Annotated in this window: 22 protein-coding genes and 1 pseudogene; 14 read left to right on the top strand and 9 right to left on the bottom strand. The window is 61.5% G+C overall.

Going from position 1 to position 26,119, the window contains the following annotated elements; genetic code table 11:
- Positions 1 to 46: 46 nt before the first annotated feature.
- The gene (sfnG, locus tag ACOYXG_RS12825) at positions 47 to 1,129 is read right to left on the bottom strand and encodes a dimethylsulfone monooxygenase SfnG (RefSeq protein ID WP_460358172.1); all 1,083 of its coding nucleotides are present in this window, start codon (positions 1,127 to 1,129) and stop codon (positions 47 to 49) included.
- A gap of 333 nt (positions 1,130 to 1,462) precedes the next feature.
- Here sfnG and ACOYXG_RS12820 point away from each other — a divergent pair, with 333 nt between their 5' ends.
- Complete coding sequence (locus ACOYXG_RS12820; protein WP_460358169.1) at positions 1,463 to 2,242, top strand: TSUP family transporter; 780 nt, start codon at positions 1,463 to 1,465, stop codon at positions 2,240 to 2,242.
- Here the strand turns inward: ACOYXG_RS12820 and nudC are convergent.
- The 3 genes from nudC to ACOYXG_RS12805 form a co-directional block, all read right to left on the bottom strand.
- A complete protein-coding gene (gene nudC / locus ACOYXG_RS12815; RefSeq protein WP_414889171.1) occupies positions 2,210 to 3,040 on the bottom strand; it encodes an NAD(+) diphosphatase in 831 nt (276 codons plus the stop codon). The genes ACOYXG_RS12820 and nudC overlap by 33 nt on opposite strands.
- Positions 3,041 to 3,046: 6 nt before the next feature.
- Positions 3,047 to 3,859 carry a crotonase/enoyl-CoA hydratase family protein gene (locus ACOYXG_RS12810; RefSeq protein WP_027611976.1) on the bottom strand — a complete coding sequence of 271 codons (813 nt, stop codon included), beginning with the start codon at positions 3,857 to 3,859 and terminating at the stop codon, positions 3,047 to 3,049.
- A gap of 220 nt (positions 3,860 to 4,079) precedes the next feature.
- On the bottom strand, positions 4,080 to 4,853 hold the full coding sequence (locus tag ACOYXG_RS12805) for a class I SAM-dependent methyltransferase (protein WP_414889172.1): 774 nt from the start codon (positions 4,851 to 4,853) through the stop codon (positions 4,080 to 4,082).
- A 175-nt stretch (positions 4,854 to 5,028) separates the two neighbouring features.
- Between ACOYXG_RS12805 and ACOYXG_RS12800 the strand changes: the two genes are divergently transcribed.
- The 4 genes from ACOYXG_RS12800 (at position 5,029) to pncA (ending at position 7,542) form a co-directional block, all read left to right on the top strand.
- On the top strand, positions 5,029 to 5,562 hold the full coding sequence (locus ACOYXG_RS12800) for a tetratricopeptide repeat protein (protein WP_097089691.1): 534 nt from the start codon (positions 5,029 to 5,031) through the stop codon (positions 5,560 to 5,562).
- Between the two features lie 63 nt (positions 5,563 to 5,625).
- The gene (locus ACOYXG_RS12795; RefSeq protein WP_221303486.1) at positions 5,626 to 6,111 is read left to right on the top strand and encodes an RNA polymerase sigma factor; all 486 of its coding nucleotides are present in this window, start codon (positions 5,626 to 5,628) and stop codon (positions 6,109 to 6,111) included.
- Positions 6,108 to 6,866, top strand: coding sequence for an anti-sigma factor family protein (locus ACOYXG_RS12790; RefSeq protein WP_097089690.1), 759 nt, complete (start codon positions 6,108 to 6,110; stop codon positions 6,864 to 6,866). The genes ACOYXG_RS12795 and ACOYXG_RS12790 overlap by 4 nt, the downstream gene beginning before the upstream one ends.
- Before the next feature lie 49 nt (positions 6,867 to 6,915).
- A complete protein-coding gene (pncA, locus tag ACOYXG_RS12785; RefSeq protein ID WP_097089688.1) occupies positions 6,916 to 7,542 on the top strand; it encodes a bifunctional nicotinamidase/pyrazinamidase in 627 nt (208 codons plus the stop codon).
- Between the two features lie 113 nt (positions 7,543 to 7,655).
- Here pncA and ACOYXG_RS12780 read toward each other — a convergent pair whose 3' ends face one another.
- On the bottom strand, positions 7,656 to 8,957 hold the full coding sequence (locus tag ACOYXG_RS12780) for an ATP-binding protein (RefSeq protein ID WP_027611982.1): 1,302 nt from the start codon (positions 8,955 to 8,957) through the stop codon (positions 7,656 to 7,658).
- Between the two features lie 4 nt (positions 8,958 to 8,961).
- The gene (locus ACOYXG_RS12775) at positions 8,962 to 9,663 is read right to left on the bottom strand and encodes a response regulator (protein WP_003224662.1); all 702 of its coding nucleotides are present in this window, start codon (positions 9,661 to 9,663) and stop codon (positions 8,962 to 8,964) included.
- A 275-nt stretch (positions 9,664 to 9,938) separates the two neighbouring features.
- Here ACOYXG_RS12775 and ACOYXG_RS12770 point away from each other — a divergent pair, with 275 nt between their 5' ends.
- From ACOYXG_RS12770 to ACOYXG_RS12735, 8 genes and pseudogenes are all read left to right on the top strand, one after another.
- The gene (locus ACOYXG_RS12770) at positions 9,939 to 11,096 is read left to right on the top strand and encodes an efflux RND transporter periplasmic adaptor subunit (RefSeq protein WP_096797435.1); all 1,158 of its coding nucleotides are present in this window, start codon (positions 9,939 to 9,941) and stop codon (positions 11,094 to 11,096) included.
- 15 nt (positions 11,097 to 11,111) lie between these two features.
- Positions 11,112 to 14,210: an efflux RND transporter permease subunit gene (locus ACOYXG_RS12765; protein ID WP_098963968.1), complete on the top strand. Its 3,099-nt coding sequence runs from the start codon at positions 11,112 to 11,114 to the stop codon at positions 14,208 to 14,210.
- 176 nt (positions 14,211 to 14,386) lie between these two features.
- Entirely contained in the window at positions 14,387 to 15,028 is a 642-nt protein-coding gene (locus ACOYXG_RS12760) for a DUF1345 domain-containing protein (protein ID WP_027611985.1), read from the top strand.
- Positions 15,029 to 15,193: 165 nt separating this feature from the next.
- On the top strand, positions 15,194 to 16,219 hold the full coding sequence (locus tag ACOYXG_RS12755; RefSeq protein WP_460358162.1) for a LacI family DNA-binding transcriptional regulator: 1,026 nt from the start codon (positions 15,194 to 15,196) through the stop codon (positions 16,217 to 16,219).
- Between the two features lie 154 nt (positions 16,220 to 16,373).
- A complete protein-coding gene (locus ACOYXG_RS12750) occupies positions 16,374 to 17,156 on the top strand; it encodes a sugar phosphate isomerase/epimerase family protein (RefSeq protein WP_460358159.1) in 783 nt (260 codons plus the stop codon).
- The gene (locus tag ACOYXG_RS12745; RefSeq protein ID WP_460358156.1) at positions 17,149 to 18,156 is read left to right on the top strand and encodes a sugar kinase; all 1,008 of its coding nucleotides are present in this window, start codon (positions 17,149 to 17,151) and stop codon (positions 18,154 to 18,156) included. Before ACOYXG_RS12750 ends, ACOYXG_RS12745 begins: the two co-directional genes overlap by 8 nt.
- Positions 18,157 to 18,252: 96 nt before the next feature.
- Positions 18,253 to 19,544: pseudogene (locus ACOYXG_RS12740) on the top strand (MFS transporter); the annotation flags it as partial.
- Positions 19,545 to 19,565: 21 nt separating this feature from the next.
- Positions 19,566 to 20,543, top strand: a complete 978-nt coding sequence (locus ACOYXG_RS12735) for a 2-hydroxyacid dehydrogenase (RefSeq protein ID WP_460358442.1) — start codon at positions 19,566 to 19,568, stop codon at positions 20,541 to 20,543.
- Between the two features lie 142 nt (positions 20,544 to 20,685).
- On the opposite strand, the gene ACOYXG_RS12730 is transcribed toward ACOYXG_RS12735, so the two are convergent.
- Positions 20,686 to 21,873, bottom strand: a complete 1,188-nt coding sequence (locus tag ACOYXG_RS12730) for a pyridoxal phosphate-dependent aminotransferase (RefSeq protein WP_460358154.1) — start codon at positions 21,871 to 21,873, stop codon at positions 20,686 to 20,688.
- 232 nt (positions 21,874 to 22,105) lie between these two features.
- Between ACOYXG_RS12730 and ACOYXG_RS12725 the strand changes: the two genes are divergently transcribed.
- Complete coding sequence (locus ACOYXG_RS12725) at positions 22,106 to 22,837, top strand: hypothetical protein (protein ID WP_414889176.1); 732 nt, start codon at positions 22,106 to 22,108, stop codon at positions 22,835 to 22,837.
- A gap of 68 nt (positions 22,838 to 22,905) precedes the next feature.
- Here the strand turns inward: ACOYXG_RS12725 and ACOYXG_RS12720 are convergent, their stop codons facing one another.
- Together ACOYXG_RS12720 and ACOYXG_RS12715 are read right to left on the bottom strand one after the other, a co-directional pair.
- Positions 22,906 to 24,531: a methyl-accepting chemotaxis protein gene (locus ACOYXG_RS12720; protein ID WP_096797428.1), complete on the bottom strand. Its 1,626-nt coding sequence runs from the start codon at positions 24,529 to 24,531 to the stop codon at positions 22,906 to 22,908.
- 337 nt (positions 24,532 to 24,868) lie between these two features.
- On the bottom strand, positions 24,869 to 26,011 hold the full coding sequence (locus ACOYXG_RS12715) for a glycerate kinase (protein WP_210557051.1): 1,143 nt from the start codon (positions 26,009 to 26,011) through the stop codon (positions 24,869 to 24,871).
- Positions 26,012 to 26,119: the final 108 nt, after the last annotated feature.

The following is a 26,119-nucleotide window of genomic DNA, read 5'->3' as shown; positions in this document are numbered from 1 at the left end:
CGACGCCTTCGCGAGCAAGCCCGCTCCCACATTGGTTTTGTGGTGGTCAGGCTACTGCGGCAGTCTTTTCAGCCTCCAGCTCTCGCACCAACGGCAACACCCGCTTGCCGAAATACTCCACCTCCTCCTGAAAGTGCAGAAACCCCGCCAACACCAGATCCACCCCCACCGCTTTCAGCGCCACAATCCGCTCGGCAATCTGCTGTGGCGTGCCGATCAGGTTGGTCTTGAAGCCATCGTTGTATTGCACCAGATCCTCGAACGTCGATTTCGCCCAGTTGCCCTCACCCTCCGGCGACGCCCTGCCCGCCTGCTTCGCTGCGTCACCAAAGGCGTTAACCGCTTCCGGGTCAGCCTGATCGATGATCTGCGCCAGTACAGCACGCGCCTCTTCTTCAGTGTCGCGAGCAATCACGAAGGCGTTGACGCCGATCTTCACCGAATGATTGTTGGCTGCCGCTTTGGCCCGGATGTCATCGACCTGCGCCTTGATCCCTTCGACACTGTTGCCGTTGGTGAAATACCAGTCCGAGACCCGCGCCGCCATGTCTCGTGCCGCACGGGAACTGCCGCCCTGAAAGATTTCCGGGCGGCCCAGCGGTTTCGGTTTGAGGCTGTAATTGTCGAAGCGGTAGAAGTCGCCGCGAAAGCTGAAGTTATCCTGGCTCCAGATCCCGCGCAGCGAGCGGATGAATTCCTCGGAACGCCGGTAGCGCTCGTCGTGTTCCAGCCAATGTTCGCCGATGGCCTGGAATTCGCCCTTGAACCAACCGCTGACGATATTGACCGCAATCCGGCCGTTGGTGAGTTGATCGATGGTCGCCAACTGCTTGGCTGCCAGCGCCGGTTGCCAAGGCCCCGGCAGAATCGCCGCTATCACCTTGAGTTTGCTGGTGGCGGCCAGCAGCGCATGACTGAACGCCACCGACTCATGCTGGAACTCGGCACCGTAACCGGCGGTAAAGCGGATCTGCGTCAGGGCGTACTCGAACCCGGCCGCTTCGGCGAGTTGCGCCAGTTTGCGGTTGTAGTCGATGCCCCAGTCGGTGCGCTGCTCGATCTTGCTGACCACCAGGCCGCCACTGACGTTCGGCACCCAGTAGGCGAATTTCACGGCTTGCTTGCTCATTGGCGTGTCCTCGGGACATTGGGAAGGTCAATGGGACAGAGCAGCAAGCGTGCCAGGCTAGGAATGCCTGGTTTTGTTGGGTTTCGGGGTGGAGTTGATGTTTTGTGGAAGGGAGATTTGTTGCCGGGTTGTTGTGTGGGCAACAGTTGGATTGGTGGCGGCATGAAGAATGTCTTCGCGAGCAGGCTCGCTCCCACAGGGTGGAATGCGTTTCAAAATGTGGGAGCGAGCCTGCTCGCGAAGTCGTCAGACGGGTCGCCGCAACAGTTGGATACAGGTAACATGACCGCCTTCCCCGCAGCCCTTCTGCGCCCTGCCGAATAAGCCGATTCCATGCCTTTCGAACTCAGCGTTGACCTCACCACCCTGGCCGTTCTGGCCCTTGTCGCTTTCATTGCCGGTTTCATCGACGCCATTGCTGGCGGCGGCGGTCTGTTGACCACCCCGGCGCTGCTCACTGCCGGCCTGCCACCGCATCTGGTGCTGGGCACCAACAAACTCAGTTCGACGTTCGGCTCGGCCACCGCCAGTTTCACCTTCTACCGACGCAAACTGTTCCACCCCCGGCAGTGGATGCACGCGATCGTCGGCACCCTGGTCGGCGCGCTCACCGGTGCCATCGTCGCGCACTACCTGCCGGCGGAATGGCTGAACAAGATGCTGCCGGTGATCGTCTTCGCCTGTGGCCTGTATCTGTTGTTCGGCGGCACGCCCAAAGCGCCGCTGGACAGCGACGCGCCGATCAAGAAGAAATGGCAATCGACCCAAGGCTTCAGCCTCGGTTTCTACGACGGCGTGGCCGGCCCCGGCACGGGTGCGTTCTGGACCGTCAGCAGCCTGCTGCTCTACCCGATCGACCTGGTCAAGGCCAGCGGGGTGGCGCGCAGCATGAACTTCGTCAGCAACATCGCGGCGCTGTCGGTGTTCGTGTTTTCCGGGCAAGTGGACTGGATCATCGGCCTGAGCATGGGCCTGTCGGTGATGGTCGGCGCGTTCTTCGGGGCGCGCACCGCGATCAGCGGCGGCGCCAAGTTCATTCGTCCGGTGTTCATCACCGTGGTATTGGGTTTGACCGTGCGCCTAGCCTGGCAACACTGGTTCAGCGTGACCTAAGCGGCGCGCCACGTAGACGTCGATCAGGTACCGGGCAATCGATTTTGACGCCGGCAACGGCGGCAGATCGTGCACGTTGAACCACTGTGCGTCCTCGATCTCGTCCTCCTGACAGACGATCTCGCCCCCGGCGTATTCGGCATGGAAGCCGAGCATCATCGAATGCGGGAACGGCCAGCACTGGCTGCCCATGTACTGGATGTTCTTCACTTCGATGCTGACTTCCTCGCGTACTTCGCGAATCAGGCAATCCTCCGCCGACTCGCCCGGCTCGGCGAACCCGGCCAGCGTGCTGTAGACCCCGGTGACGAAACGCGGTGAACGCGCCAGCAGGATCTCGTCGCCACGGGTCACCAGCACGATCATGCTCGGCGAAATCCGCGGGTAACTGCGCAGGTCGCACGGCTGGCAATACATCGCTCGCTCGCGCGGCACCTGGGTCATCGCCTGCCCACAGTTGCCGCAGAAGCGATGTTCACGCGCCCAGGTGCCGATCTGCGCGGCATAGCCCAGCACCTTATAGACGGTGTGATCGCCTTCGAGCATGAACGCCCGCAGACCTTTCCAGTTGCAGCCCGGCATGTCGCTGGAGCTGTGCAATTCCAGCAGATACACCGGCTCGCCATCGAGATGGCCGATGCCGTGTTCGGTGAGGACTGACAGGTCTTGACGCTTGAGCCATTCCCGCGGAAACAGTGCGCCGTTGTCATCGAACAGAAAGCCTTCGGGGCTGCGCGCCACGGCCCAGCCGCCGGGTTGATCGGTGTCCAGTACTGCAGTGGTCCAGCGAGCTGTCATGGTTTCTCAATCCAGAAATTCGGGTTTCTGTTTACTCATATGGGCGGCCATGGCCACGCGCAAGTCGGTGGATTGCAACATGGCGGCGTTCCAGGTGGCAACGTATTCGAGGCCGTCGTCGATGCGATGATCGCGCATGTAGCTGATCATTTCCTTGGTGCCGGTGACCGCAATTGGCGATTTGCTGGCGATCTCGCGAGCAATGTCCATCACGCCTTCGAGCAACAGCTCCTTGTCAGCGTAAACGCGATTGACCAGACCGATGCTGCGCGCTTCATCTGCGCCGAAAGTGCGCCCGGTGTAAGCCAGTTCACGCAGCATGCCGTCCCCGATGATCCGTGGCAACCGTTGCAAAGTGCCAACATCGGCGGCCATGCCGATATCGATTTCCTTGATCGAGAATTGCGCGTCTTCGGCGGCGTAGCGCATGTCGCACGCGGCGATCAGGTCGATCGCACCGCCGAGGCAGTAGCCCTGAATCGCCGCCAGTACCGGTTTGCGGCAGTTGTCGACGGCGTTGAACGAGGCTTGCAGGGTGAGGATCTTGCGCCGCAGCAGGCGTGCGTTACGGCCGACGTCCTTGCCCAGTTCATTGGCGACGCCGGCGAGCATCATCAGGTCGATGCCGGAGGAAAAGTGTTTGCCGTTGCCGCTCAACACCACCACCCGCACTTCATCGGTGTCATCGATCCACTGGAAAATCTCGACGATCTCGCTCCAGAACGCGGCGTTCATCGAGTTGATCTTTTCCGGGCGATTGATCTGCACATGCGCGATGTTGTCGGCCAGTTCGACGCTGAAGGCGGTGTATTGAGTCATGGCAGTGATCCTTTACCGGGCTGAAAATGAGGCCCGAACTATAACAAGGCATCACGATGGCGGTTCGGCCAAATGCGGGACTGGGTCGAGAGATGCAGTGTCAGGGCTGGCCTCTTCGCGAGCAGGCTCGCTCCCACATTGATATTCGGTGAACGCAGTTCTGCATTCACCACCGATCCTTGTGGGAGCGAGCCTGCTCGCGAAGGGCTGCACCGCCGATCTAACCGCCCTTCACCGCCACATAAGCCGCCGTCTCATAAGGCACCGTCAGCACATGCCGCCCACGCAACGCCGGCTCCGAGGCAATCAACGCGCGAATCTGCTCATCAACCCTGTCGCGCTGCGCCTGCGGCAAGGCCGCAATGAAACTGGTGGAGCGCACCCGATTGAAGATCACGTCCTCGGGCGAGCCGGTGTGTCCATGATGAAACTGCTGCAACTGCAACGGCCCGAACGCCGGATGCGGAAACACCTCGCGCCATAGACCGGTGTAATAACGTGGCGTATCACCTTCCAGAGCATTGACGATCGCGTCGAGTTTCGGCACCCAGCTGACTTGCGTATCGCGCAGGTTCCAGATCAACCCAAGCTTGCCGCCAGGCTTGAGCACGCGGGCGATTTCCGTCAGGGCTTCCGGGGTCGCGAACCAATGGAACGCCTGCGCGCAGACCACTGCATCCACCGACGCGTCAGGCAGTGGCAGATCGGTCGCGGTACCGCTCACCGCCAACGCCTGCGGCCAGGCCGCGGAAAGTTTTTCCAGCATCTGCGCCACCGGTTCCACGGCGATCACCTGCGCGTCGGTGGCCGCCAGCCGTCCGGTGAACTTGCCGGTGCCGGCGCCCAGATCGATGACGGTCTTGTGACTGTCCAGACCCAACGTCTGGGTCAGCCACTGACTGACCTGCGGCGGGTAGTCCGGGCGGCCCTTGATGTAGGTGTCAGCGGCAGTCTTGTAGCCGGCAGCAGCGGAGTGATGGACCTGATCTTTCATGGCAGTTCCTCGTGTGTCAGCGCCGGGGCATGGCAAAGCGCTGGATGGACGGCGGGCGTAGCCGAGCATAACGCCGCGATTTGCGCGTACCTTGAACAGAGCCTGACAAAGCAATGAATAAAATGCCGGGCTGTGGTGTTCAAAGTGAAACATAACCCTCTGTGGAGCCTTGCCCATGACTATCCGTTCCGTTATGTTCGCCGCCCCGCTGCTGCTGGTCACCGTGTTGTCCGCATCGATGGCGTTTGCCAACGGTGATGAAAGCGCGCCCGTGCAGAAGCCCAACTGCCCCAAAGGCCAGGTCTGGGACAGCAAATCACAGAAATGTGTGCTGCAGACCAGCAGCGCCGTACGGGATGTCGATCGCACCGACTATGCCTACCGATTGGCCAAGGACGGTCGCTACGAAGAGGCCCTGGCCCTGCTCGACACCCTGCAACAACCGAACACCGCCAAAGCCCTCAACTATCGCGGTTACGCCACGCGAAAACTGGGGCGTACCGATGAAGGCATCGGCTATTACCTGCAATCGGTGAAACTCGATCCGCAGTACGCGCAAGTGCGTGAATACCTCGGCGAAGCCTATGTGATCAAAGGTCGCGTCGACCTGGCGCAGGAGCAATTGCAGCAGATCAAATCGATTTGCGGCACCGCCTGCGAGGAATACCAGGACCTGGCTGAAGCCATCAACGATTCATCGAAAACCTGACATAGATAAAGGAACGCCATCATCGTCAGCGATCAGGCATTCAGAGCGGAACTCGGACAGCATCTGGCGCGTTTATGGCGCTACGGCCTGTTGCTGTCGCGTAATCGGCACGTGGCCGAGGATCTGGTGCAGGCCACGTGTGTGCGGGCGCTGGAACGTGTCGGCCAATATGTGGCCGGCACGCGCATGGATCGCTGGCTGCTGAGCATCTTGCATTCAATCTGGCTCAACGAAGTGCGCGCCCGCCGGGTGCGTCAGGGCGCCGGTCAGGTCGATGCCGACGCGCAACTGGCCTTCGATGGCGAATACGCCGCGCAGACTCATGTGATGGCGGCGCAGGTGATCCGCCGGGTCGATGCGTTGCCGGAGACCCAACGCGAAACCGTGTACCTGGCCTATGTCGAAGGCCTGTCCTACCGCGAAGTCGCCGAGATCCTGCAAGTGCCGATCGGCACGGTGATGAGCCGTCTGGCCACCGCGCGACTGAAACTGGCTGAATATCCGCCCCTGCAAGCCGTGCCGAAAACCACCGGAGGTGACCACCCATGAACAGGCCCTCCGACGAACAACTGGTGGCCTACCTCGATGACGAGCTGGACCCCGCGTATCGCAGCCAGCTCGACAGCGCGATTGCCGACGACCCGTTGCTCAGCCTGCGCGTGCAATGGTTCGAACGCAGCAGCCTGCCGTACAAGGATGCCTATGACGAACTGGCGCAACAGGCACCGCTGGAACGTTTGCAGGCGCGCCTCGATGCCATCCCCGCCCCTCAGCAGCCAGGCCTGAGCAGACGCTGGTTCATCGGTGCGGCCGCCGCGAGTCTGCTGGCGGGCGGCGTGTTGGCCGATCGCCTGTTTCTCGCCTGGCAAACGCAGCAAACGCATAACTGGCGCGCCCTGGTGGGCGACTACATGGCACTGTATGTGCCGCAAACCCTCGATCACCTGCCCAGTGACGAAGCCAGCCAGCGATCGCAACTGCGTGCGGTAGATGCACGCTTGGGGCTGAGTCTGTCGCCGGCACTGGTGAAGTTGCCGGGCGCCGAACTCAAGCGTGCACAAATGCTCGAGTACGACGGTGTGCCGATTGCGCAACTGACCTATCTCGATGCGAAACACGGGCCGCTGGCCTTGTGCGTGACTCGCTCCAACAGTGGCAGCCAGCCTTTGGCGCACGAACGGCGCCACGAAATGAACGTGGTGTACTGGACCGAAGGTGAGCATGCGTGGATGTTGATCGGGCACAACCCGGCGCCGGCGCTGGAAGACCTGGCAAAACACCTGGTCGACAAGCTGGGCGCGTGAGTGCCGCTCCACTATGCTGAGCGGGTGATTATCCAAGGAGGAAGCCCCGATGCAGATTTCACCCCGCACCGCCCTGCTGGTCATTGACGTGCAGAACGACTTCATCCCCGGCGGCCAGTTGGCCGTGCCCGAAGGCGATCAGATCGTGCCGCTGATCAATCGCCTCGGTGGCCTGTTCAAACAGGTGGTGATTGCCCAGGACTGGCACCCAAGCGGCCACGCGTCCTTTGCCTCAAGCCACCCCGGATACCAGCCTTACGAGGTAATTCAGTTGCCCTACGGCGAGCAGGTACTCTGGCCGGAGCATTGTGTGCAAGGCACTGCCGGCGCCGAGTTTCACCCCGAGCTGAACCTGCCGCACGCGCAACTGATCATCCGCAAGGGCTGTAATCCGGACATCGACAGCTATTCGGCGTTTCTCGAAGCGGACCGGCGCACCACCACCGGTCTGGCCGGTTATCTGAAGGAGCGCGGTATCGACACGGTGTACATGGTCGGTCTGGCGTTGGATTTCTGCGTGATGTTTTCTGCGCTGGATGCACGGGCGGCGGGGTTCAACGCGTTCGTGGTGCTGGATGCCTGTCGTGCCATTGACAGGGATGGGTCACTGGCAGCGGCGATGGAGCGGATGCAGACGGCCGGGGTTGGCTTGATTCAGTCGAACCAACTGATCTGACCAACACAACCCCCCTGTGGGAGCGGGCTTGCTCGCGAAAGCGGTGTGTCAGATTAATTTATGTCGACTGACACTCCGCCTTCGCGAGCAAGCCCGCTCCCACGGGTTTCGGGTCAAGTCATGTCAGGCAACCACAACCTGAACCGCGCCCCCCCCAGCGGCGAACTTTCAACCGTCAAGGTCCCGCCCTGCGCCTCCAGCGCCCGACGGCTGATGGCCAGGCCCAGACCAAAGCCGCCGGTAGCCCGATCACGACTGCGATCAAGGCGATAGAACGGTTCGAAAATCCGCTCACGCTCATCATCCGGGATGCCAATGCCATCGTCGTCGACCCAGATCTCGCAACCATCGGGGCTGACCTGCACGCCAATCTGAATGCGTTTTTCGCAATAGCGCATGGCATTGCGCAGCAGGTTCTGGATCGCTCGGGCGGTCAGGCGCGGATCCAGCGTGAAGCGTTCGAGCTGACCGTGCAGCAGCACGTCGATAACGATGTCCGGTGAGTCCAGCTCTTCATCGACACTGCCCAGAATGCTGTCGATGAACTCATCCAGCGAAACCTCGACCTGCTCGGGCAACTGCGCCGGGTTCTGCAGGCGGCTGTAAGACAGCAGTTCCAGCACCAGCTCATCCAGTTCCCGAATGTGTGCGACCAGTCCTTGCAGGCGCTCGCGACTGGTCGCCGGCAAATCATCGGACAGCGCCAGGGCCAGACCGAAGTCCAGACGGGTCAGCGGCGTGCGCAATTCGTGGGACACCGCATTCAGCAGGTCGCGCTGCTGGTTGAGCAGATTTTCGATATCGCCGGCCATGGTGTCGAACACGTTGGCCAGGCTGCCGATGTTGGAACTGGCGGGGATCTGCGTGCGCTCGTTCAGGTGGCCCTTGCCGAAGCGTTCCGCAGCACCCTTGAGGCGTTCCAGATCGCGCCAGTGCGGGCGAATCCACAGCAGCAGGCAGGCGAGCATGCTCGCACCGATCAGCACGTTGATGCTCCAGTACAACAGATTGACGTCCAGCGGATCCGGCGGTACCACCATTTGCACGGCGACGTCATCGTTCAGCGGCGTGACCGCCAAGGTGCGCCATCCCCAATCGCCGATACGCACCACGTTTTCCCCGGCGCGCAAGCGCACTTGCTCGGGGGCGGTGAACCCGGCGTCGTCGATGCGCGCCAGTGCGATGTGCAGCGGCTGGAAGTCCTTGTCCATCGATTGCGCCAGTGCCGGCCACTGATCCTGCGGCACCGCGTGGAACTGCCGGGTGATCAGCGATTGCAAGCCGCGCGAGTAGTCGAGGTTGTAGGTGATGAAGCGCTCGCGGAACGCCATGATCACCAGATCCGGCACCAGATAGATCGCCGCGCTGTAGGAGACGATCGTCACCAGATACAGGCGAAACAGGATTCTGAACATCAGCTCAGCATTCCCACTCGGAGCGGCTGAACAGGTAGCCCTTGCCCCATACCGTCTTGATCTTGCGCGCCTCGCCGGCGTGGTCGTCGAACTTGCGCCGCAGCTTGGAAATCGCCACGTCTACCGAACGGTCGGTGCCGTTGAACTCGATGCCGCGCAGGCGTTGCAGGATTTGATCGCGGCTCAGCACTTCCCCGGCATGCCGGGCCAGCACCACCAGCAAATTGTATTCGCCGCTGGACAGTTCCACCGGTTGCTCGCGCCAGGTCACGGTGCGCTCGGACAGGTCGATGCACAGATTGCCCATGACGATGCGGTCATTGACCGTCATCGGCTCACCAAGGCTGCTGCGCCGCAGCAACGTACGCACCCGGGCCAGCAAAACCCGGGGCTCGCAGGGTTTGGTGACGTAATCGTCGGCGCCCATTTCCAGGCCCAGCACCTGATCGTGACTGTCGTCGCGAGCGGTCAACATCAGGATCGGCAGCGTCGCCGAATCGGCCCGCAGCAAGCGGCAGACCTGCAGGCCGTCGAGACCGGGCAGCATCAGGTCGAGGATCACCAGATCCGGCGGATTGATCCGTGCCCGCTCGCGCACGTGGTCACCACGGCCGATCACGCTGACGGAATAGCCGTTGCGCTCCAGGTAGCTGGAAATCAGTTCGGCGAGGGCGGTGTCGTCTTCGACCAGGAGGATGTTGGGCATGGGGTGTTCCAGGAAAGTGCAGTGGCGACTGTTTGGGCCTCATCGCGAGCAGGCTCACTCCTACAAGGTTCGTGTCTGGCACAGTTCCAATGTAGGAGTGAGCCTGCTCGAGATGACGGTTTATCTGTCGCAATAAATTTCAAGGCGTAAAGGATATACGCCCTCACCCGTCCCTGAGTAAAACCCTTACACAATTTCACACAGCGCCTACAAAGCTTCACCGCTACCCTCGGCGTCTGGCCTTAGGATGCGGGCTTCAATATTGGGGGTGGTACATGTCGAAAAATCTGCTGGCCGGGCTCGGCCTGATCGCCGCTGCGCTGTTGCTGAGCGCCTGTGATTCGTCCTCGAAGGCCGAAGAAGAAGCGCCGCCAGCCACCGTGCGCATCGAGACCATCGAGGCCCGCCCCCTGTCGATCAGCAGTGAACTGAGCGGGCGTATCGCCGCCCCGCGCATCGCTGAAGTGCGTGCCCGAGTGGCCGGGGTGGTGCTGCAACGGACCTTCCGTGAAGGCAGCGACGTGAAAAAGGGTGACGTGCTGTTTCGCATCGACCCGGCACCGTTCAAGGCTGATCTCGATAGCGCCGAAGCCGCGTTGCGCAAGGCCGAGGCCAATGCCTTCCAGGCCAGGCTGCAGGAACAACGCTACGCGCAGTTGATCGACGACAAGGCCATCAGCGCTCAGGATTACGACAACGCCCGCGCCAATGCCCGGCAAACCGCCGCCGATGTGGCGGCCAATAAAGCTGCAGTGGAACGCGCGAAGCTGAACCTCGGCTACGCCACCGTCACCGCGCCGATTTCCGGGCGGGTCGGCCGTGCATTGGTCACTGAAGGTGCGTTGGTCGGGCAGAACGAAACCACGCCGCTGGCGCTGATTCAGCAGCTCAACCCGATCTACGCCGACCTTACCCAGTCGACCCGTGAACTCAACGAACTGCGTCGCGCGTTCCGTTCCGGGCAGTTGCAGGCAGTCGGTCAGGATCAGGTCAAGGCCACGCTGATTCAGGATGACGGCAGCCTCTACCCGTTACCGGGCAAATTGCTGTTCAGCGACATCAGCGTCGATCCGGGCACCGGCCAGATCATTCTGCGCAGCGAGTTCCCCAATCCCGATCTCGACCTGCTGCCGGGCAGCTTCATCCGTGTACGTCTGCAACAAGCCACCGTACAGAACGGCATCACCGTGCCGCAACGTGCGGTGCAGCGTGACAGCGCGGGTATCGCCCAGGTGCTGACCGTCGACGAACAGATGCGCGTCGCCCAGCAGCCGGTGCAATTGGGCGCGGTGCAGAACGACCGCTGGATCGTCACCGGCGGCCTCAAGCCCGGCGACCGCATTGTCATCGAAGGCCTGCAACACGCCCGTCCAGGCGAAAAAGTGCAGATCGACGACACCCCTCTTCCACTTGCCCAGACCTCTGGTCAGTAAGCAGGACGCTTTCATATGCCGCAGTTCTTTATCGATCGCCCGGTGTTCGCCTGGGTTGTCGCCCTGTTCATCCTGTTGGCCGGTGCGCTGGCCATTCCGCAATTGCCGGTGGCGCAGTACCCCGATGTCGCGCCGCCACAGATCGAAATCTACGCGGTGTACCCTGGCGCCTCGGCGCAGACCGTCGATGAAAGCGTGGTCAGCCTGATCGAAGAAGAGCTCAACGGCGCCGATCACCTGCTGTACTTCGAATCGCAGAGCAGCCTCGGCAGCGCGACGATCAAGGCCACCTTCCAGCCGGGCACTAACCCGGAGCTGGCGCAGGTGGATGTGCAGAACCGCCTCAAAGTGGTCGAGTCGCGCCTGCCGCAGGCAGTCAATCAGCAAGGCCTGCAGGTGGAGAAAGTCTCTGCCGGTTTCCTGCTGCTGATCACCCTGACCTCCAGCGACGGCAAGCTCGATGACGTGGCGCTCAGTGATTATCTGGCGCGCAACGTGATGAACGAGATCAAACGCATCGACGGCGTCGGCAAGGCGCAGTTATATGGTGCCGAGCGGGCGATGCGGATCTGGATCGATCCGCAGAAGCTGATCGGTTTCAACCTGACCCCGGCTGACGTCAACGCCGCCATCGTCGCGCAGAACGCCCAGGTGTCGGCGGGTAGTATTGGCGACTTGCCCAATCCGTCCTCGCAGGAAATCACCGCGACCATTCTGGTCAAGGGGCAGTTGTCGACGCCGGAAGAGTTCGCCGACATCGTGCTCAAGGCCAATCCTGACGGCTCCACCGTGCGCATCGGCGATGTGGCACGGGTCGAAGTCGGCAGTCAGGAATACCAGTTCGGCACGCGCCTGAACGGCAAGCCGTCCACCGCCGTCGGCGTGCAACTGGCCCCGGGGGCCAATGCCTTGGCGACCGCCACTTTGATCCGGGCGAAGATGGACGAGCTGTCGCGCTACTTCCCCGCGGGCGTCGAATACAAGATTCCGTACGACACCTCGCCGTTCGTCAAAGTCTCGATCACCAAAGTGGTTTACACCTTGGGCGAAGCGATGCTGCTGGTGTTTGCGGTGATGTTCCTGTTCCTGCAGAACATCCGCTACACGCTGATTCCGACGCTGGTGGTGCCGGTGGCCCTGATGGGCACCTTCGCCACCATGCTCGCGCTGGGTTTCTCGATCAACGTGCTGACCATGTTCGGCATGGTGCTGGCGATCGGCATTCTGGTGGACGACGCCATCGTCGTGGTGGAGAACGTCGAGCGCATCATGGCCACTGAAGGCCTGTCGCCGAAAGAAGCGACGCGCAAGGCGATGAAGCAGATTACCGGGGCGATCATCGGTATTACCCTGGTGCTGGTGGCGGTGTTCATCCCGATGGCGTTCATGCAGGGCTCGGTGGGGGTGATTTACCGGCAGTTCTCGCTGTCGATGGCGACCTCGATCCTGTTCTCGGCGTTTCTGGCCCTGACGCTGACGCCTGCACTGTGCGCCACGCTGCTCAAGCCAATTGCCAAGGGCGAGCACCACGAGAAAAGCGGATTCTTCGGCTGGTTCAACCGCCGCTTCGAGCAACTGACCGATCGTTATCAAGGCTGGGTCGGTTACGCGCTGAAGCGCAGCGGGCGTTATCTGCTGATCTACGGCGTGCTGCTGATCGGCATGGGCCTGTGCTTTGCGCGTCTGCCCTCCTCGTTCCTGCCGGTTGAGGATCAGGGTTACACCATCACCGACATTCAGTTGCCGCCGGGTGCGAGCAAAAACCGTACGGTGCAGGTGGTCGAGCAGATCGAAGCGCACAACGCCAGTGAACCGGGGGTTGGCGACAGCACGGTGATTCTCGGCTTCAGCTTCTCCGGCAGCGGGCAGAATGCGGCGCTGGCGTTTACCACCCTCAAGGACTGGTCGGAGCGCGGCAGCGACGATTCGGCTACGTCGATTGCCGATCGCGCCAATATCGCCCTGAGCCAGATCAAGGATGCCATCGCGTTCGCTGTGTTGCCGCCGCCGGTTGACGGCCTCGGCACGTCGAGCGGCTTCGAATTCCGTCTGCAGGATCGCGGCGGTCTCGGTCACGCGACATTGATGCAGGCGCGCAGCGAACTGCTCGCCGCCGCCGAGAAAAGCCCGGTGCTGATGAACGTGCGCGAAAGCGCGCTGGCCGAAGCGCCGCAGGTGCAACTGGAGGTAGACCGCAAGCAGGCCAATGCGCTGGGCGTGTCGTTCGCTGACATCGGCAGCGTGTTGTCCACCGCCGTGGGTTCCTCCTACATCAATGACTTCCCCAATCAGGGGCGCATGCAGCGGGTGGTGGTACAGGCCGAAGGCGATCAGCGCAGTCAGGTCGATGACCTGCTGAAAATGCATGTGCGCAACAACGCCGGGCACATGGTGCCGCTGTCGGCGTTCGTTCAGGCGAAATGGACGCAAGGCCCGGCACAACTGACCCGATACAACGGTTACCCGGCGATTGCGATTTCCGGCGAACCGTCGCCGGGGCACAGCACCGGTGAAGCGATGGCGGAGATTGAACGTCTGGTCGCCCAAGGGCCGAAGGGTCTGGGTCAGGAATGGACCGGGCTGTCGTTGCAGGAACGGTTGTCCGGCAGTCAAGCGCCGATCTTGCTCGGTCTGTCGTTGCTGATCGTGTTCCTGTGTCTGGCGGCGCTGTACGAGAGCTGGTCGATTCCGACTTCGGTTCTGCTGGTGGTGCCGCTGGGTGTGCTCGGCGCAGTGCTGGCGGTGACCTTGCGCGGCATGCCCAACGATGTGTTCTTCAAGGTCGGGCTGATTACCATCATCGGTCTGTCGGCGAAAAACGCGATCCTGATCATCGAATTCGCCAAGAGCCTGTACGACGAAGGTCACGACCTGATCGACGCGACGTTGCAAGCCGCGCGCCTGCGTCTGCGCCCGATCGTCATGACTTCGCTGGCGTTCATCCTCGGCGTGGTGCCGTTGGCCATCGCCACTGGCGCCAGTTCGGCAAGCCAGCAGGCCATCGGTACCGGGGTTATCGGCGGGATGATCACGGCGACGCTGGCGGTGATCTTCGTGCCGTTGTTCTTCGTGGTAGTGATGAAGCTCGTACGACGCTTCAGCAAACACCACTGATCCCTGTGGGAGCGGGCTTGCTCGCGAAGGCATCGTATCAGTCAGCATTCATGTAGCTGACACAGCGCTTTCGCGAGCAAGCCCGCTCCCACAAGGTCATTCGAACAGTCAAGTCAGTGGTCATCCGAGACGTCGCTGGGCTAAGGTGTAAAAACATCCTGGCCCATCGAGTCCCCATGCGCTTTCTCGCCCGCACCCACCCTCGCCTGTCCGCCGCCGCTTTGGTCGGCCTTGCCACCGGCCTGCTGGTCCCTGCCGACTCCGTCGTCAGCAAAATCCTCATCGGCTGGAACGCCGGCGTCTGGACTTACCTGATCCTGATGTTCTGGCTCGCCACCCGAGCCAAGGCACCGGACGTCAAACGCATCGCCGTCGTCGAAGACGAGAATGCCGGACTGGTGCTGTTCGTGGTGTGCATCGCCGCATTGGCCAGCCTGGCCGCCATCACCCTGGAACTGGCCGGCACCAAGGATCTGGATACCCATCACAAACTTCTGCATTACGCGTTCACCGCCGTCACCGTGGTAGGTTCGTGGCTGGTGATCGGGGTGATCTTCTGTGTGCACTACGCGCGCCTGTTTTACACCTGGGACGGCAAGGAACCGGCCTTGCGTTTTGCCGAAGGTCTGACCACGCCCAATTACTGGGACTTCCTGTATTTCTCCTTCACCATCGGCGTGGCGGTGCAGACTGCCGATGTCGGCGTGGCTACCCGCGACATTCGCAAGATCGTCTTGGCGCAATCATTGATCGGTTTTGTGTTCAACACCGCGATTCTGGGCTTTTCGATCAATATTGCTGCCGGCCTGTTTGGCTGAGCATTGCGCAGATACTTCAATAACGCTGAGCACCGCCCGTCGGCGCCAAGTTGAAGTACCACGCGCATTCACTTGACGGAGTGTCAGCTTCTGGTGTTTCCTGAAACCGGTTTCAGCGCCATCGCGGCGCATGAAACGAATAAATCCAATAATAGGTTTCAGACCGTGAACGACTTCTCCGCCGCCCAGCGCAGCCGCGTGACCATGCTTGATGTTGCCGAACGCGCCGGCGTATCCAAGGCCAGCGTCTCGCGCTTCATCGGCGACGACCGCGCCCTGCTCTCCGATGCCATCGCCTTGCGTATCGAGCAGGCGATCAGCGAGCTGGGTTACCGCCCGAACCAGATGGCCCGTGGCCTGAAACGCGGGCGCACGCGCCTGATCGGCATGCTGGTGGCCGATATCCGCAACCCTTATTCGATTGCCGTGATGCACGGGGTGGAAACCGCCTGCCGTGCGCACGGCTACAGCCTGGTGGTGTGCAACACCGACCGCGACGACGAGCAGGAGCGCCAGCATCTGGCGCTGTTGCGCTCGTACAACATCGAGGGGCTGATCGTGAACACCCTAGGCCATCACCGTGACGAACTCCACGAGTTGCACCGGGAAATGCCCTTGGTGCTGGTGGACCGCAAGGTCGATGGCCTCGACAGCGACATGGTCGGGCTGAACAATCCGCAAGCTGTTGAGATGGCCCTGACGCACCTGGAACAGCGCGGCTATCGCGATGTGTTGCTGGTGACTGAGCCTTATGACGGCACCAGTTCGCGGATCGAGCGGGTCAGCAGTTTTCAGACGCAGATCGCCCAGCGCTCCGGGTTGACCGGGGCGGTGCTGGAAACCGGCGCAGAACTCGCCACTCAACTTCAGCACTTTTTGAAACAACCGGCGAATGGGCCGAAAGCGCTGTTCTGCGCCAATGGCGTGGCAGCGTTGGCCTGCACCCTGGCCTTGCGCGAAATCGGTTGCCGATTGTTCGAGGATGTCGGGCTGATTGCCCTGGATGATCTGGATTGGTACCCGTTGGTCGGCAGCGGGATTACCGCCCTCGCCCAGCCCACAGCCGAGATTGGCGCGCGGGCGTTTGAGTGTTTGCTCAAGCGTTTGCGGGGGGATGTCGAGATAGCGCGCAGAGTGGATTTTGCGCCGGTGCTGGTTGAGCGCGGGTCTACCCGAGGATCTTTGCGGTGACTGTTATGGCGCCATCGCGAGCAGGCTCACTCCTACAGGGGGAGCGCATTCCAAATGTAGGAGTGAGCCTGCTCGCGATGGCGCCCGAACGCCCGACGAAGATCAATCAGATTTTTTTGAACAAAAATGAAACCGGTTTCAGAGGTAGATAACAATGAATAAACCTGCCGTTTCCATCAGCCTGTCCAGTTACGGCGCCGAGCTTGTGCGCCAACGCGGGCAGGACTTCTTCATCGATGTGCTGGCCGCCGCTGGCGCTGATCGCATCGAGTGGCGCGAAGAGTTGCTGACTCGCGAAGTGCCCGAGCAACTGCAAGCCGCCACTCGGGCGCAGGGACTGCAAAGCATCTATTCGTCGCCGAGCGAACTGTGGCTCGCCGGTCAGGCGCGGCCCAATCCCGAGCTGATCAACGCCCTGCAACACGCAGAGGCATTCGGCTCGAAATGGCTGAAAGTCTCGCTCGGTTACTTCACCGACAACTGTGATTTGCAGGCGCTGAAACAGCTGCTCGACGCCAGCCCGGTGCAACTGCTGGTGGAAAACGACCAGACCTTGCAGGGCGGCCGCATCGAGCCGTTCCAGCGTTTTTTCGCGGCGGTGGAGCAGCATGATTTGCCGATCAAGATGACCTTCGATATCGGCAACTGGCAGTGGCAAGACCAGTCCGCCGCCAACGCCGCACGCCTGCTCGGACGCCACGTCGGCTACGTGCACTGCAAAGCCGTGGCCCGCCGCGCCGACGGCAAATTGGTGGCGGTGCCGCCCGCCGTCAGCGACCTGCATTTGTGGGAACAACTGCTGCGGCACATGGCCCAAGGCGTTATGCGTGCCGCCGAATACCCGTTGCAGGGCGATGATCTGGTGGCGTTGACCACGGAACACGTCGCCGCCCTCGCCCGCCTTGGTCAATCGCGCCTGGAGCCTGCCCATGTCTGACATCGATATTCTGTCGTTCGGCGAAACAATGGCGATGCTGGTCGCCGAGCAGACCGGTGATCTGGCTGCAGTCGAGCATTTTCACAAACGCATTGCCGGCGCCGACAGCAATGTGGCGATCGGCCTGTCGCGGCTGGGTTTCAATGTGGCGTGGCTGAGCCGGGTCGGCGCCGATTCCCTCGGACGTTTCGTGGTCGAGACCTTGATCAAGGAAGGTCTGGATTGCAGCCATGTCGCGGTCGATCACCAGCACCCGACCGGTTTCCAGTTCAAGTCGCGTAACGACGACGGCAGCGATCCGCAGGTCGAGTATTTCCGCCGTGGCTCGGCGGCCAGTCATCTGTCATCGCCGTCGATCACTGACAGCCTGCTAAGCGCTCGCCACCTGCACGCCACCGGGATTCCACCGGCGCTGTCAGCGAGCGCCCGGGAAATGTCGTTCGAGCTGATGACACGCATGCGTCATGCCGGGCGCAGCGTGTCGTTCGACCCCAATCTGCGCCCAAGTCTGTGGGCCTCTGAGCAAGAGATGATCCGCGAGATCAACCGCCTCGCCGCCCTCGCCCATTGGGTCTTGCCGGGCTTGAGCGAAGGTCGCTTGCTGACCGGCTTCGAAGACCCGGCGGACATCGCGGCGTTTTATCTCGATCAGGGCGCCGAAGCCGTGGCGATCAAGCTTGGGCCGCAAGGTGCCTATTACCGCACGCATCTGGATCAGGGTTTTGTCGCCGGGGTGCCGGTGGCCAACGTGGTCGACACCGTGGGTGCGGGTGATGGCTTTGCGGTCGGCATGATCAGTGCCCTGCTGGAGCATCAGAGTTTTGCCGAGGCGGTGCAACGCGCGAACTGGATTGGCAGTCGGGCGGTGCAGAGTCGCGGGGATATGGAGGGGTTGCCGACCCGATCCGAGCTTATCGCTGAATTCGAGGCCGCTGATCGCGAGCAGGCTCACTCCTACATTGGATCTCCGCCAGTCACAGCTGCAGCGGCAAACACATAACCCTTGTAGGAGTGAGCCTGCTCGCGATGAGGCCCGCTCAGACAACCCATTAATTGAACCTGCTGCGACAAAAACAACAAGCTCAGGAGCAACACCATGAAAACCGCAACCCTCGCCGCCCGCCGCTGGTGGTACATCATGCCGATCGTGTTCATCACCTACAGCCTGGCGTATCTCGACCGCGCCAACTACGGCTTTGCCGCCGCCTCCGGCATGGCTGCCGACCTGATGATCACCCCGGGCCTGTCTTCATTGCTCGGCGCGCTGTTCTTCCTCGGTTACTTTTTCTTCCAGGTACCGGGAGCGATCTACGCGCAGAAGCACAGCGTGAAAAAGCTGATCTTCTTCAGCCTGATTTTCTGGGGCGGCCTCGCCACCCTGACCGGCGTGGTGTCCAACGCCTACTGGCTGATCGTGATCCGCTTCATGCTCGGCGTGGTCGAAGCCGCAGTGATGCCGGCGATGCTGGTCTACCTGTGCCACTGGTTCACCCGTGCCGAACGCTCGCGGGCCAACACCTTTCTGATCCTCGGCAACCCGGTAACGATGCTGTGGATGTCGGTGGTTTCGGGCTATCTGGTGCAGCACTTCAGCTGGCGCTGGATGTTCATCATCGAAGGTTTGCCGGCGGTGATCTGGGCGTTTATCTGGTGGAAGCTGGCCGATGATCGTCCTGCTCAGGCCAAGTGGCTGAGCGAACAGGAAAAGCACGACCTGGAAAGCGCTCTCGCCGCCGAACAGGTCGGGATCAAAGCGGTGAAGAACTACGCCGAAGCGTTCCGCTCGCCGAAGGTGATCATTCTGGCGCTGCAGTTTTTCTGCTGGAGCATCGGCGTCTACGGCTTTGTGCTGTGGTTGCCGTCGATCCTCAAGGCCGGCGCACAAATGGACATGATCGAGGCCGGCTGGCTGTCGGCGCTGCCGTATCTGGCGGCGGTGATCGGCATGCTCGCGGTGTCGTGGGGCTCGGACAAACTGCAGAAGCGCAAACGCTTCGTCTGGCCGCCGCTGCTGATCGCCTCCATTGCGTTCTACGGTTCCTACGCCTTGGGCGCGGAACATTTCTGGTGGTCGTACACACTGCTGGTGATCGCCGGTGCCTGCATGTACGCACCTTACGGGCCGTTCTTCGCCATCGTTCCGGAGATCCTGCCGGCCAACGTCGCCGGCGGTGCCATGGCGCTGATCAACAGCATGGGCGCGCTGGGTTCGTTCGGCGGCTCGTACCTGGTCGGCTACCTGAACAGCTCCACCGGTTCGCCCGGTGCTTCGTACCTGCTGATGAGCGGCGCGTTGCTGCTGTCGGTGGTGCTGACGATTTTTCTCAAGCCTGGCGCCAGTGACCGCGTCGTGGCCAAAGCCGTAGTCACGCGTCCCGTGCCGGCGCATTCCTGAAGAGATTTTTGTTCATGAAAAAACATGTCGTGCTGTACAAAAAACTGTCGCCAGCGCTGATGACGCGTCTGCAGCAACAGTGTGAAGTGACGTTGATCGAAAGCCTCGACGCCGACGGCCTGATGAAGCTGCGTGACGCCCTGCCCGGCGCCCACGGTTTGCTCGGCGCCAGCCTGAAACTCGACGCCGCGCTGCTCGATCTGGCGCCACAACTTGAGGCGATTGCCAGCGTCTCGGTGGGTGTCGACAACTATGACATCGACTACCTGACTCAGCGCAAGATCCTCCTCAGCAACACCCCGGACGTGCTCACCGAAACCACCGCCGACACCGGTTTCGCGCTGATCCTCGCCACCGCCCGGCGCGTAGTGGAACTGGCGAACATGGTGCGCAGCGGCCAGTGGCATCGCAACATCGGCCCGGCGCATTTCGGCACCGATGTACACGGCAAGACCCTGGGCATCATCGGCATGGGCCGCATCGGCGAAGCGCTCGCGCAGCGCGGGCATTTCGGTTTTGGCATGCCGGTGCTTTATCACAGCCAGTCGCGCAAACCGGCGGTTGAGGAACGTTTTGCGGCGCAGTACCGCAGCCTGGAAGCGCTGCTGCAAGAGGCCGATTTCATCTGCCTGACCCTGCCGCTGACTGCGCAGACCGAAGGCCTGATCGGCGCCGAGCAGTTTGCGCTGATGCGCCCCGAGAGTATCTTCATCAATATCTCGCGCGGCAAAGTGGTGGATGAAGCGGCGCTGATCGACGCGTTGCGCCATCAGCGGATTCGCGCAGCGGGGCTGGATGTGTTCGAGCGTGAACCGCTGAATCATGATTCGCCGTTGTTGCAGCTGAATAATGTGGTGGCAACCCCGCACATGGGTTCGGCAACGCATGAGACGCGGGAGGCGATGGCGCGGTGTGCGGTGGACAATCTGCTGGCGGCTTTGGCTGGGGAGAAGCCGGTGAATCTGGTGAATCCGGTGGCTTGGCAGGGCTGAAACAATCGCCGGCTGAGAGTCCGTCTTCGCGAGCAAGCTCGCTCCCACAGGGTTCAGGTTGCACATAAAACTTTGTGCCCCCCCCAACTCACTGTGGGAGCGAGCTTGCTCGCGAAGGGGCCAGCCTCGACAACACAAACCATCAGGCACTACGCGCCTGCAGCAACCGCACCGCACACAATGCAATCCGCGCACAGGCATCCGCCAGTTGCACCCGATCCAGCACCAGCCCGATACGAATATGCCCCGCCGCACTCGGCCCGAACGCTTCGCCAGCCAGCACAGAGACCCCATAACCTTCCAGCAAGCGCTCGGCAAACGCCTGCGCGCCAAACCCGGTCTGGCGCACATCGACCATCACGAACATCCCGCCATCGGGCCGGATCGGCTGCAATCCCGGACAACCGCGCAACCGTTCGCACACCAGGTCGCGGCGCAAACGATATTCCTCGCGCATCTGCGTCACTTCCGGCAAATCACTTTCCAGCGCCACTTGCGCGGCCTTCTGCACGAAATCCGGCAGGCCGAAAAGCATGCTCAACGACAGGTTCACCAGATGCTCGGCCAGCACCTTCGGCCCGATCGACCAGCCAATGCGCCAACCGGTCATGGCATGGGATTTCGACAGGCTGTTGATGGTTGCCGTGCGTTCGGCCATGCCCGGCAGGCTCGCCGGGCTGATGTGTTCGCCCTCGTAGAGCAGATCGCTGTAGACCTCGTCACTGATCAGCCACAAATCGTGGCGCACGCACAGCGCCGCCAGCTCTTGCCAGATCAGCAGCGACAGGCTCGCGCCGGAAGGATTGTTGGGACTGTTGAGCAACATCGCGCGGGTCTTCGGCGTGATCCGTGCAGCGACATCAGCGGGATCAACACGAAAGCCGTTTTCCGGTCGAACCGGCACCGGCACCACCGTCGCACCGCACGCGCCGAACACGCCCTCGTAGGTCACGTACATCGGCTCGGCGACGATCACTTCATCGCCCGGATCCAGCAGGCATTGCGCGACCGAATACACCGCGCATTGCGCGCCGGGCAGCACGATCACGTGTTCGGCATCCACCACCTGACCGCTGCGCCGCTGGTGGCGAGCGGCGATCAGCTTGCGCAGCGCCAAACGGCCACGCACCTCGGAATAATGCGTATCGCCGGCCAGCAGACTGTCGATGGCGCCATGAATGATCGGCAGCGGCGTGTCGAAATCCGGATCCCCTACACTCAGCAGCAGGATATCGACCCCCTCGGCGCGCAGCTCCAGCGCTCGGTCATGAATCTGCCAGGCTGCGGCGCCCTCCCCGGCGATGCGTTGGGTCAAGGCTGAATAGCGCATGCACGTCTCCTGATTGCGCGGTTTCCAGCCTTCACCCTAGGTCAAATCACAAACCGCGCCAGCCGCTTTGTCCTTTGGATGAATTTAAAGAAGAACTTCGTACTGTGGTCGATTAGCGGTCGACTGACTACCTGTCAGAGTTGACAGTAGACCCACTTCACAAACGCTCGCTTAATCAACATGAGGAAACAACTGCGGCCCCCTCTAATCGAAACGACGGAGTGTTGAAACGATGACGAATCTGAATGAAAAAACCCTCTTATTGGACGCACCGGAAATCCCCGATGCGCTACCCAATTTCCCTGGCAGTCAGGTTAACCTGTTGCCATTGAGTGCATTGGTATCTCCACTAAAGGTGTTAATTCCAGACTGGCAGTGTTCACCTCCTGATCCAGGCGTGCCCGTACTGTTAAGGCTGTTGTTAAACGGGAATAGGGTGGCGGACTATCGTTTTACGACACCCATCGACCCGGAGCTTTTCCCATTTGAGGCCCATATCCCTGAGACACACCTGGTACAAGACGGCGTATATGAGGTTTCATACATCCTCGATATTGGCGGGAATGAAGACATGGCCGCGAGCACGCCGATCACGGTTGATCTAACGGCTCCCAACTTCGGCAATCCGGGAGAGCCTCCGCAATTTCCACCAGAAATCGACAGTGAGGGGATCACACGGCAGTATCTCGCCACCCACAATGATGAAGTTCTGGTAACCATTGGCATCTATATGCAGCAGCGAGTCTGCGACAGCATCGAATTTCACTTTGGCTCACTTGCGTCGGAGCCGGTCATCATTGAAACGGTGCGTGACGCAACTTCACGTACCGTTATCAAACTGAGTGGCGCGATTATCCGTGGGATAGGCTCCGGCACCATGTTCGCGTTTTACAGGCTGCGCGATCGTGCAGGAAACCTTGGGCAACAATCTTTGTTTAAGCAAGTCAAAGTGGACCTGTCTTGAAACGCTGACTCTTCGAGGTGGGCCGAACACTCATCTGGTTCGGCCCACTTCAGGCAACTGCGTATTTCTCAAATCACAAAGCGCGCCACCATCGCATTCAAATCCACCGCCAGACGCGACAGCTCATGGGTCGCGGCGCTGGTTTGATTCGCGCCGGCAGCGGACTGCGTGGCCAGATCACGGATGTTGACCAGGTTGCGATCAACTTCACGGGAGACCTGCGCCTGTTCTTCCGAGGCGCTGGCGATCACCAGGTTGCGCTCGTTGATCTGGTGGATCGACTGGGTGATTTGCTCCAGCGCCACACCCGCAGCGCGGGCCATTTCCAGAGTGGTCTGGGTACGCTGGTTGCTTTGCTGCATCGACGACACCGCTTCGCCGGTGCCGTTCTGGATGCCGGCGACCATTTTTTCGATTTCCTGGGTCGATTGCGCGGTGCGATGGGCCAATGCGCGAACTTCGTCCGCCACCACCGCAAAACCGCGTCCGGCCTCACCGGCACGCGCTGCTTCGATCGCCGCGTTGAGGGCCAGCAGGTTGGTCTGTTCGGCGATGGCGCGGATCACATCCAGCACCTTGCCGATGTCGCGGCCCTGTGCAGCGAGGCCTTCGATCATTTGCGCGGTGCTCTGCACGTCATGGGTCATGGTCTGGATCGCGTCAACGGTTTTCACCACTTGATCGCGACCTTCGCGGGCGGCCTGGGTCGACTGGTTCGAGGCTTCGGAGGTCGAGACCGCGTTACGTGCGACTTCTTCCACAGCGGCGGTCATTTCGTTGACGGCGGTGGCGGCCTGTTCGATCTCGTTGTTCTGCTGTTGCAGGCCACGGGAGGCTTCTTCGGTGACCGCGCTCAGCTCTTCGGCCGCCGCGCCCAACTGAGTCGCGGAACCGGCGATCTGTTCGATGGTTTTGCGCAGGTTGATCTGCATCGTGGACAGGGCTTGCAGCAGTTGGGTGGCTTCGTCCTTGCCATCGACTTCGATGGACTGGGTCAAGTTGCCGCCAGCGATGGTTTGTGCCGCCTGCACGGCACGATTCAATGGGGTGACGATGCTGCGAGTCAGCAACAGGGCCAGCAGTACCGTGGCGAGCGCGGCGACCACGGCAACAACGATGATGCCGGTAATGGCGCTGTCGTAATGTTCACCGGCCTGGGTGGAGGCGACTTTCGCACCCGCCGCGTTGATCGCGATCAGCTTGTTGAGTTGCTCGCCCATCTGGTCGGTGCCGTCCTTGATTCGCGTGTTGATCAAGGTGCGCATCTCGTCGACCTTGTCCTGACGCGACAGCTCCATCATCTGGTTTTGCGCTTGCAGGTAGTTGTCGAGCGTGGTCGCGAACGTCTGATACAACGCACGCTCTTCGCTCTCTGCCGGCAACGCGGCGTAACTGGCCTGAGCGCTGCGAACCTTGTCCACCAGCACGCCGATGCGTGTTTGCGCTTCTTGCAGACCTGCCGGGTCGCGGTTGACCAGAATCCGGAACGACAGAATCCGCAGGCGCAAAACGTTTTCCGTGACCACGCCAAGGTAAGTGACGCTGGGCAGTTGGTTGGTATCCATGTCGATGGAAGCCTGGCGGATGGTCGACATGCGGTTGACGGCGAACACGCCAAGGACAATCACCAACAAGGCGATAAAGGCAAAACCGAGGAAGGCGCGGGGTGCGATATTCAGGTTACGCAAGGACATGGTTGGACTCTCGGATAGAGGTAGCTGCGAGCGTCCGTGCCGTCATCACTGGCCCTTGGGGGCGGGACCAGTCAGGCGTCACTGTTCGAGGGAATCTGTGTGCGCCTGATCTCTGTATCGGCGGGGCTTTAGGAAGATTTGGTGAAAAGCGAAAATATTTTTCAAGGTGTTTCACCACTGAAACACCCTGACACCAACCCTCTGTGGCGAGGGGATTTATCCCCGATCGGCTGCGCAGCAGTCGCAAAATCTCAAAACTGGTTTTTTGCGAAAAACGCGGGGGGCTGCTTAGCAACCCATCGGGGATGAATCCCCTCGCCACAACATCTTCACGCAGTCAGTTATTGAGTTTGGCCATCTGCCAGACCCGGGCGATGTCCGTCGCGCGTTCGCGCAACAAGCGTGGAGCTTCGGCACAGGCCTGCTCCAGGGTCATCGGGCCGCTGGTGACGGCGAATGCGGCGTCGATGCCGTGCTCGTAGAGTTCCTGATAACCCTCACCCAAGGTGCCGGCGATGACGATCACCGGCACGCCGTGCTGCTTGGCAATTCGCGCCACGCCGAACGGGGTCTTGCCGCGCAAGGTTTGCGCGTCGAACCGCCCTTCTCCCGTGATCACCAGATCGGCGCCGTTGACCGCTTCGGCCAGCCCCACCAACTCGGCCACCACTTCCACGCCGGCCTGAAATTGCGCGCCAAGAAACGCCTTGGCCGCAAAACCCAATCCCCCCGCCGCACCACTGCCCGGCTCATCGCGAACGTCCTTGCCCAACGCTTGCGCGCAGAGCTCGGCGAAGTGCCCCAGCGCCTGATCCAGTTGCTGCACTTGCGCCGGCGACGCGCCCTTTTGCGGGCCGAAAATCGCCGAGGCGCCGTGCGGGCCGCACAGCGGATTGTTAACGTCGGCGGCGATGTCGAAGCGCACGTGGGCCAGACGCGGATCAAGCTCGCTCAAGTCCAGTCGCGCCAGTTGTGCCAGCGCCAAGCCGCCCGGCACCAATGGCTGACCCTGCGCATCGAGCAATTTCACCCCGAGCGCCTGCATCGCGCCGGCGCCGCCGTCGTTGGTGGCGCTGCCGCCAATCGCCAGAATCACCCGTTGCGCGCCGGCATCCAGCGCGGCGCGAATCAGTTCGCCGGTGCCGAAAGTGCTGGTGATGCAGGCATCGCGTTGCCCCGTAGGCACTAATTGCAAACCACTGGCCTCGGCCATTTCGATGATCGCGGTGTGATTGTGTGGCAACCAGCCCCACGCGGCGTCGACCGGCGCACCCAGCGGCCCGCGTACTCGGGTGCGGCGCAGTTCACCCTCGCAAGCGGCGAGAATCGATTCCACCGTGCCCTCGCCGCCGTCGGCCATCGGGCATTTGACCAGTGTTGCTTGCGGCCAGACTTGCGCCAACCCCAGCGCAATGGCCTCGGCAACGCCTTGGGCACTCAGGCTGTCCTTGAACGAATCGGGGGCGATGACGATCTTCATGCGAATTCTCCAGTTCCAATGCTCCTCATGCTGCCAGTCGGCCTGCGCATTGACGCCGGTCCGCTGCACAAGGGCGGTGGGCGTTTATTGTTCATTTCTACAAAGACC

It is taken from the genome of Pseudomonas sp. G3-39 (genome assembly GCF_054790485.1).
This window is presented reverse-complemented; position numbering and strand designations above follow the sequence as displayed.

Excerpts from the sequence above, each read along its gene's own strand:
- sfnG (WP_460358172.1), bottom strand. The coding sequence starts at position 1,129 with ATGAGCAAGCAAGCCGTGAAATTCGCCTACTGGGTGCCGAACGTCAGT.
- ACOYXG_RS12820 (WP_460358169.1), top strand. The coding sequence starts at position 1,463 with ATGCCTTTCGAACTCAGCGTTGACCTCACCACCCTGGCCGTTCTGGCC.
- nudC (WP_414889171.1), bottom strand. The coding sequence starts at position 3,040 with ATGACAGCTCGCTGGACCACTGCAGTACTGGACACCGATCAACCCGGC.
- ACOYXG_RS12810 (WP_027611976.1), bottom strand. The coding sequence starts at position 3,859 with ATGACTCAATACACCGCCTTCAGCGTCGAACTGGCCGACAACATCGCG.
- ACOYXG_RS12805 (WP_414889172.1), bottom strand. The coding sequence starts at position 4,853 with ATGAAAGATCAGGTCCATCACTCCGCTGCTGCCGGCTACAAGACTGCC.
- ACOYXG_RS12800 (WP_097089691.1), top strand. The coding sequence starts at position 5,029 with ATGACTATCCGTTCCGTTATGTTCGCCGCCCCGCTGCTGCTGGTCACC.
- ACOYXG_RS12790 (WP_097089690.1), top strand. The coding sequence starts at position 6,108 with ATGAACAGGCCCTCCGACGAACAACTGGTGGCCTACCTCGATGACGAG.
- pncA (WP_097089688.1), top strand. The coding sequence starts at position 6,916 with ATGCAGATTTCACCCCGCACCGCCCTGCTGGTCATTGACGTGCAGAAC.
- ACOYXG_RS12780 (WP_027611982.1), bottom strand. The coding sequence starts at position 8,957 with ATGTTCAGAATCCTGTTTCGCCTGTATCTGGTGACGATCGTCTCCTAC.
- ACOYXG_RS12775 (WP_003224662.1), bottom strand. The coding sequence starts at position 9,663 with ATGCCCAACATCCTCCTGGTCGAAGACGACACCGCCCTCGCCGAACTG.
- ACOYXG_RS12770 (WP_096797435.1), top strand. The coding sequence starts at position 9,939 with ATGTCGAAAAATCTGCTGGCCGGGCTCGGCCTGATCGCCGCTGCGCTG.
- ACOYXG_RS12765 (WP_098963968.1), top strand. The coding sequence starts at position 11,112 with ATGCCGCAGTTCTTTATCGATCGCCCGGTGTTCGCCTGGGTTGTCGCC.
- ACOYXG_RS12760 (WP_027611985.1), top strand. The coding sequence starts at position 14,387 with ATGCGCTTTCTCGCCCGCACCCACCCTCGCCTGTCCGCCGCCGCTTTG.
- ACOYXG_RS12750 (WP_460358159.1), top strand. The coding sequence starts at position 16,374 with ATGAATAAACCTGCCGTTTCCATCAGCCTGTCCAGTTACGGCGCCGAG.
- ACOYXG_RS12745 (WP_460358156.1), top strand. The coding sequence starts at position 17,149 with ATGTCTGACATCGATATTCTGTCGTTCGGCGAAACAATGGCGATGCTG.
- ACOYXG_RS12735 (WP_460358442.1), top strand. The coding sequence starts at position 19,566 with ATGAAAAAACATGTCGTGCTGTACAAAAAACTGTCGCCAGCGCTGATG.
- ACOYXG_RS12730 (WP_460358154.1), bottom strand. The coding sequence starts at position 21,873 with ATGCGCTATTCAGCCTTGACCCAACGCATCGCCGGGGAGGGCGCCGCA.
- ACOYXG_RS12725 (WP_414889176.1), top strand. The coding sequence starts at position 22,106 with ATGACGAATCTGAATGAAAAAACCCTCTTATTGGACGCACCGGAAATC.
- ACOYXG_RS12720 (WP_096797428.1), bottom strand. The coding sequence starts at position 24,531 with ATGTCCTTGCGTAACCTGAATATCGCACCCCGCGCCTTCCTCGGTTTT.
- ACOYXG_RS12715 (WP_210557051.1), bottom strand. The coding sequence starts at position 26,011 with ATGAAGATCGTCATCGCCCCCGATTCGTTCAAGGACAGCCTGAGTGCC.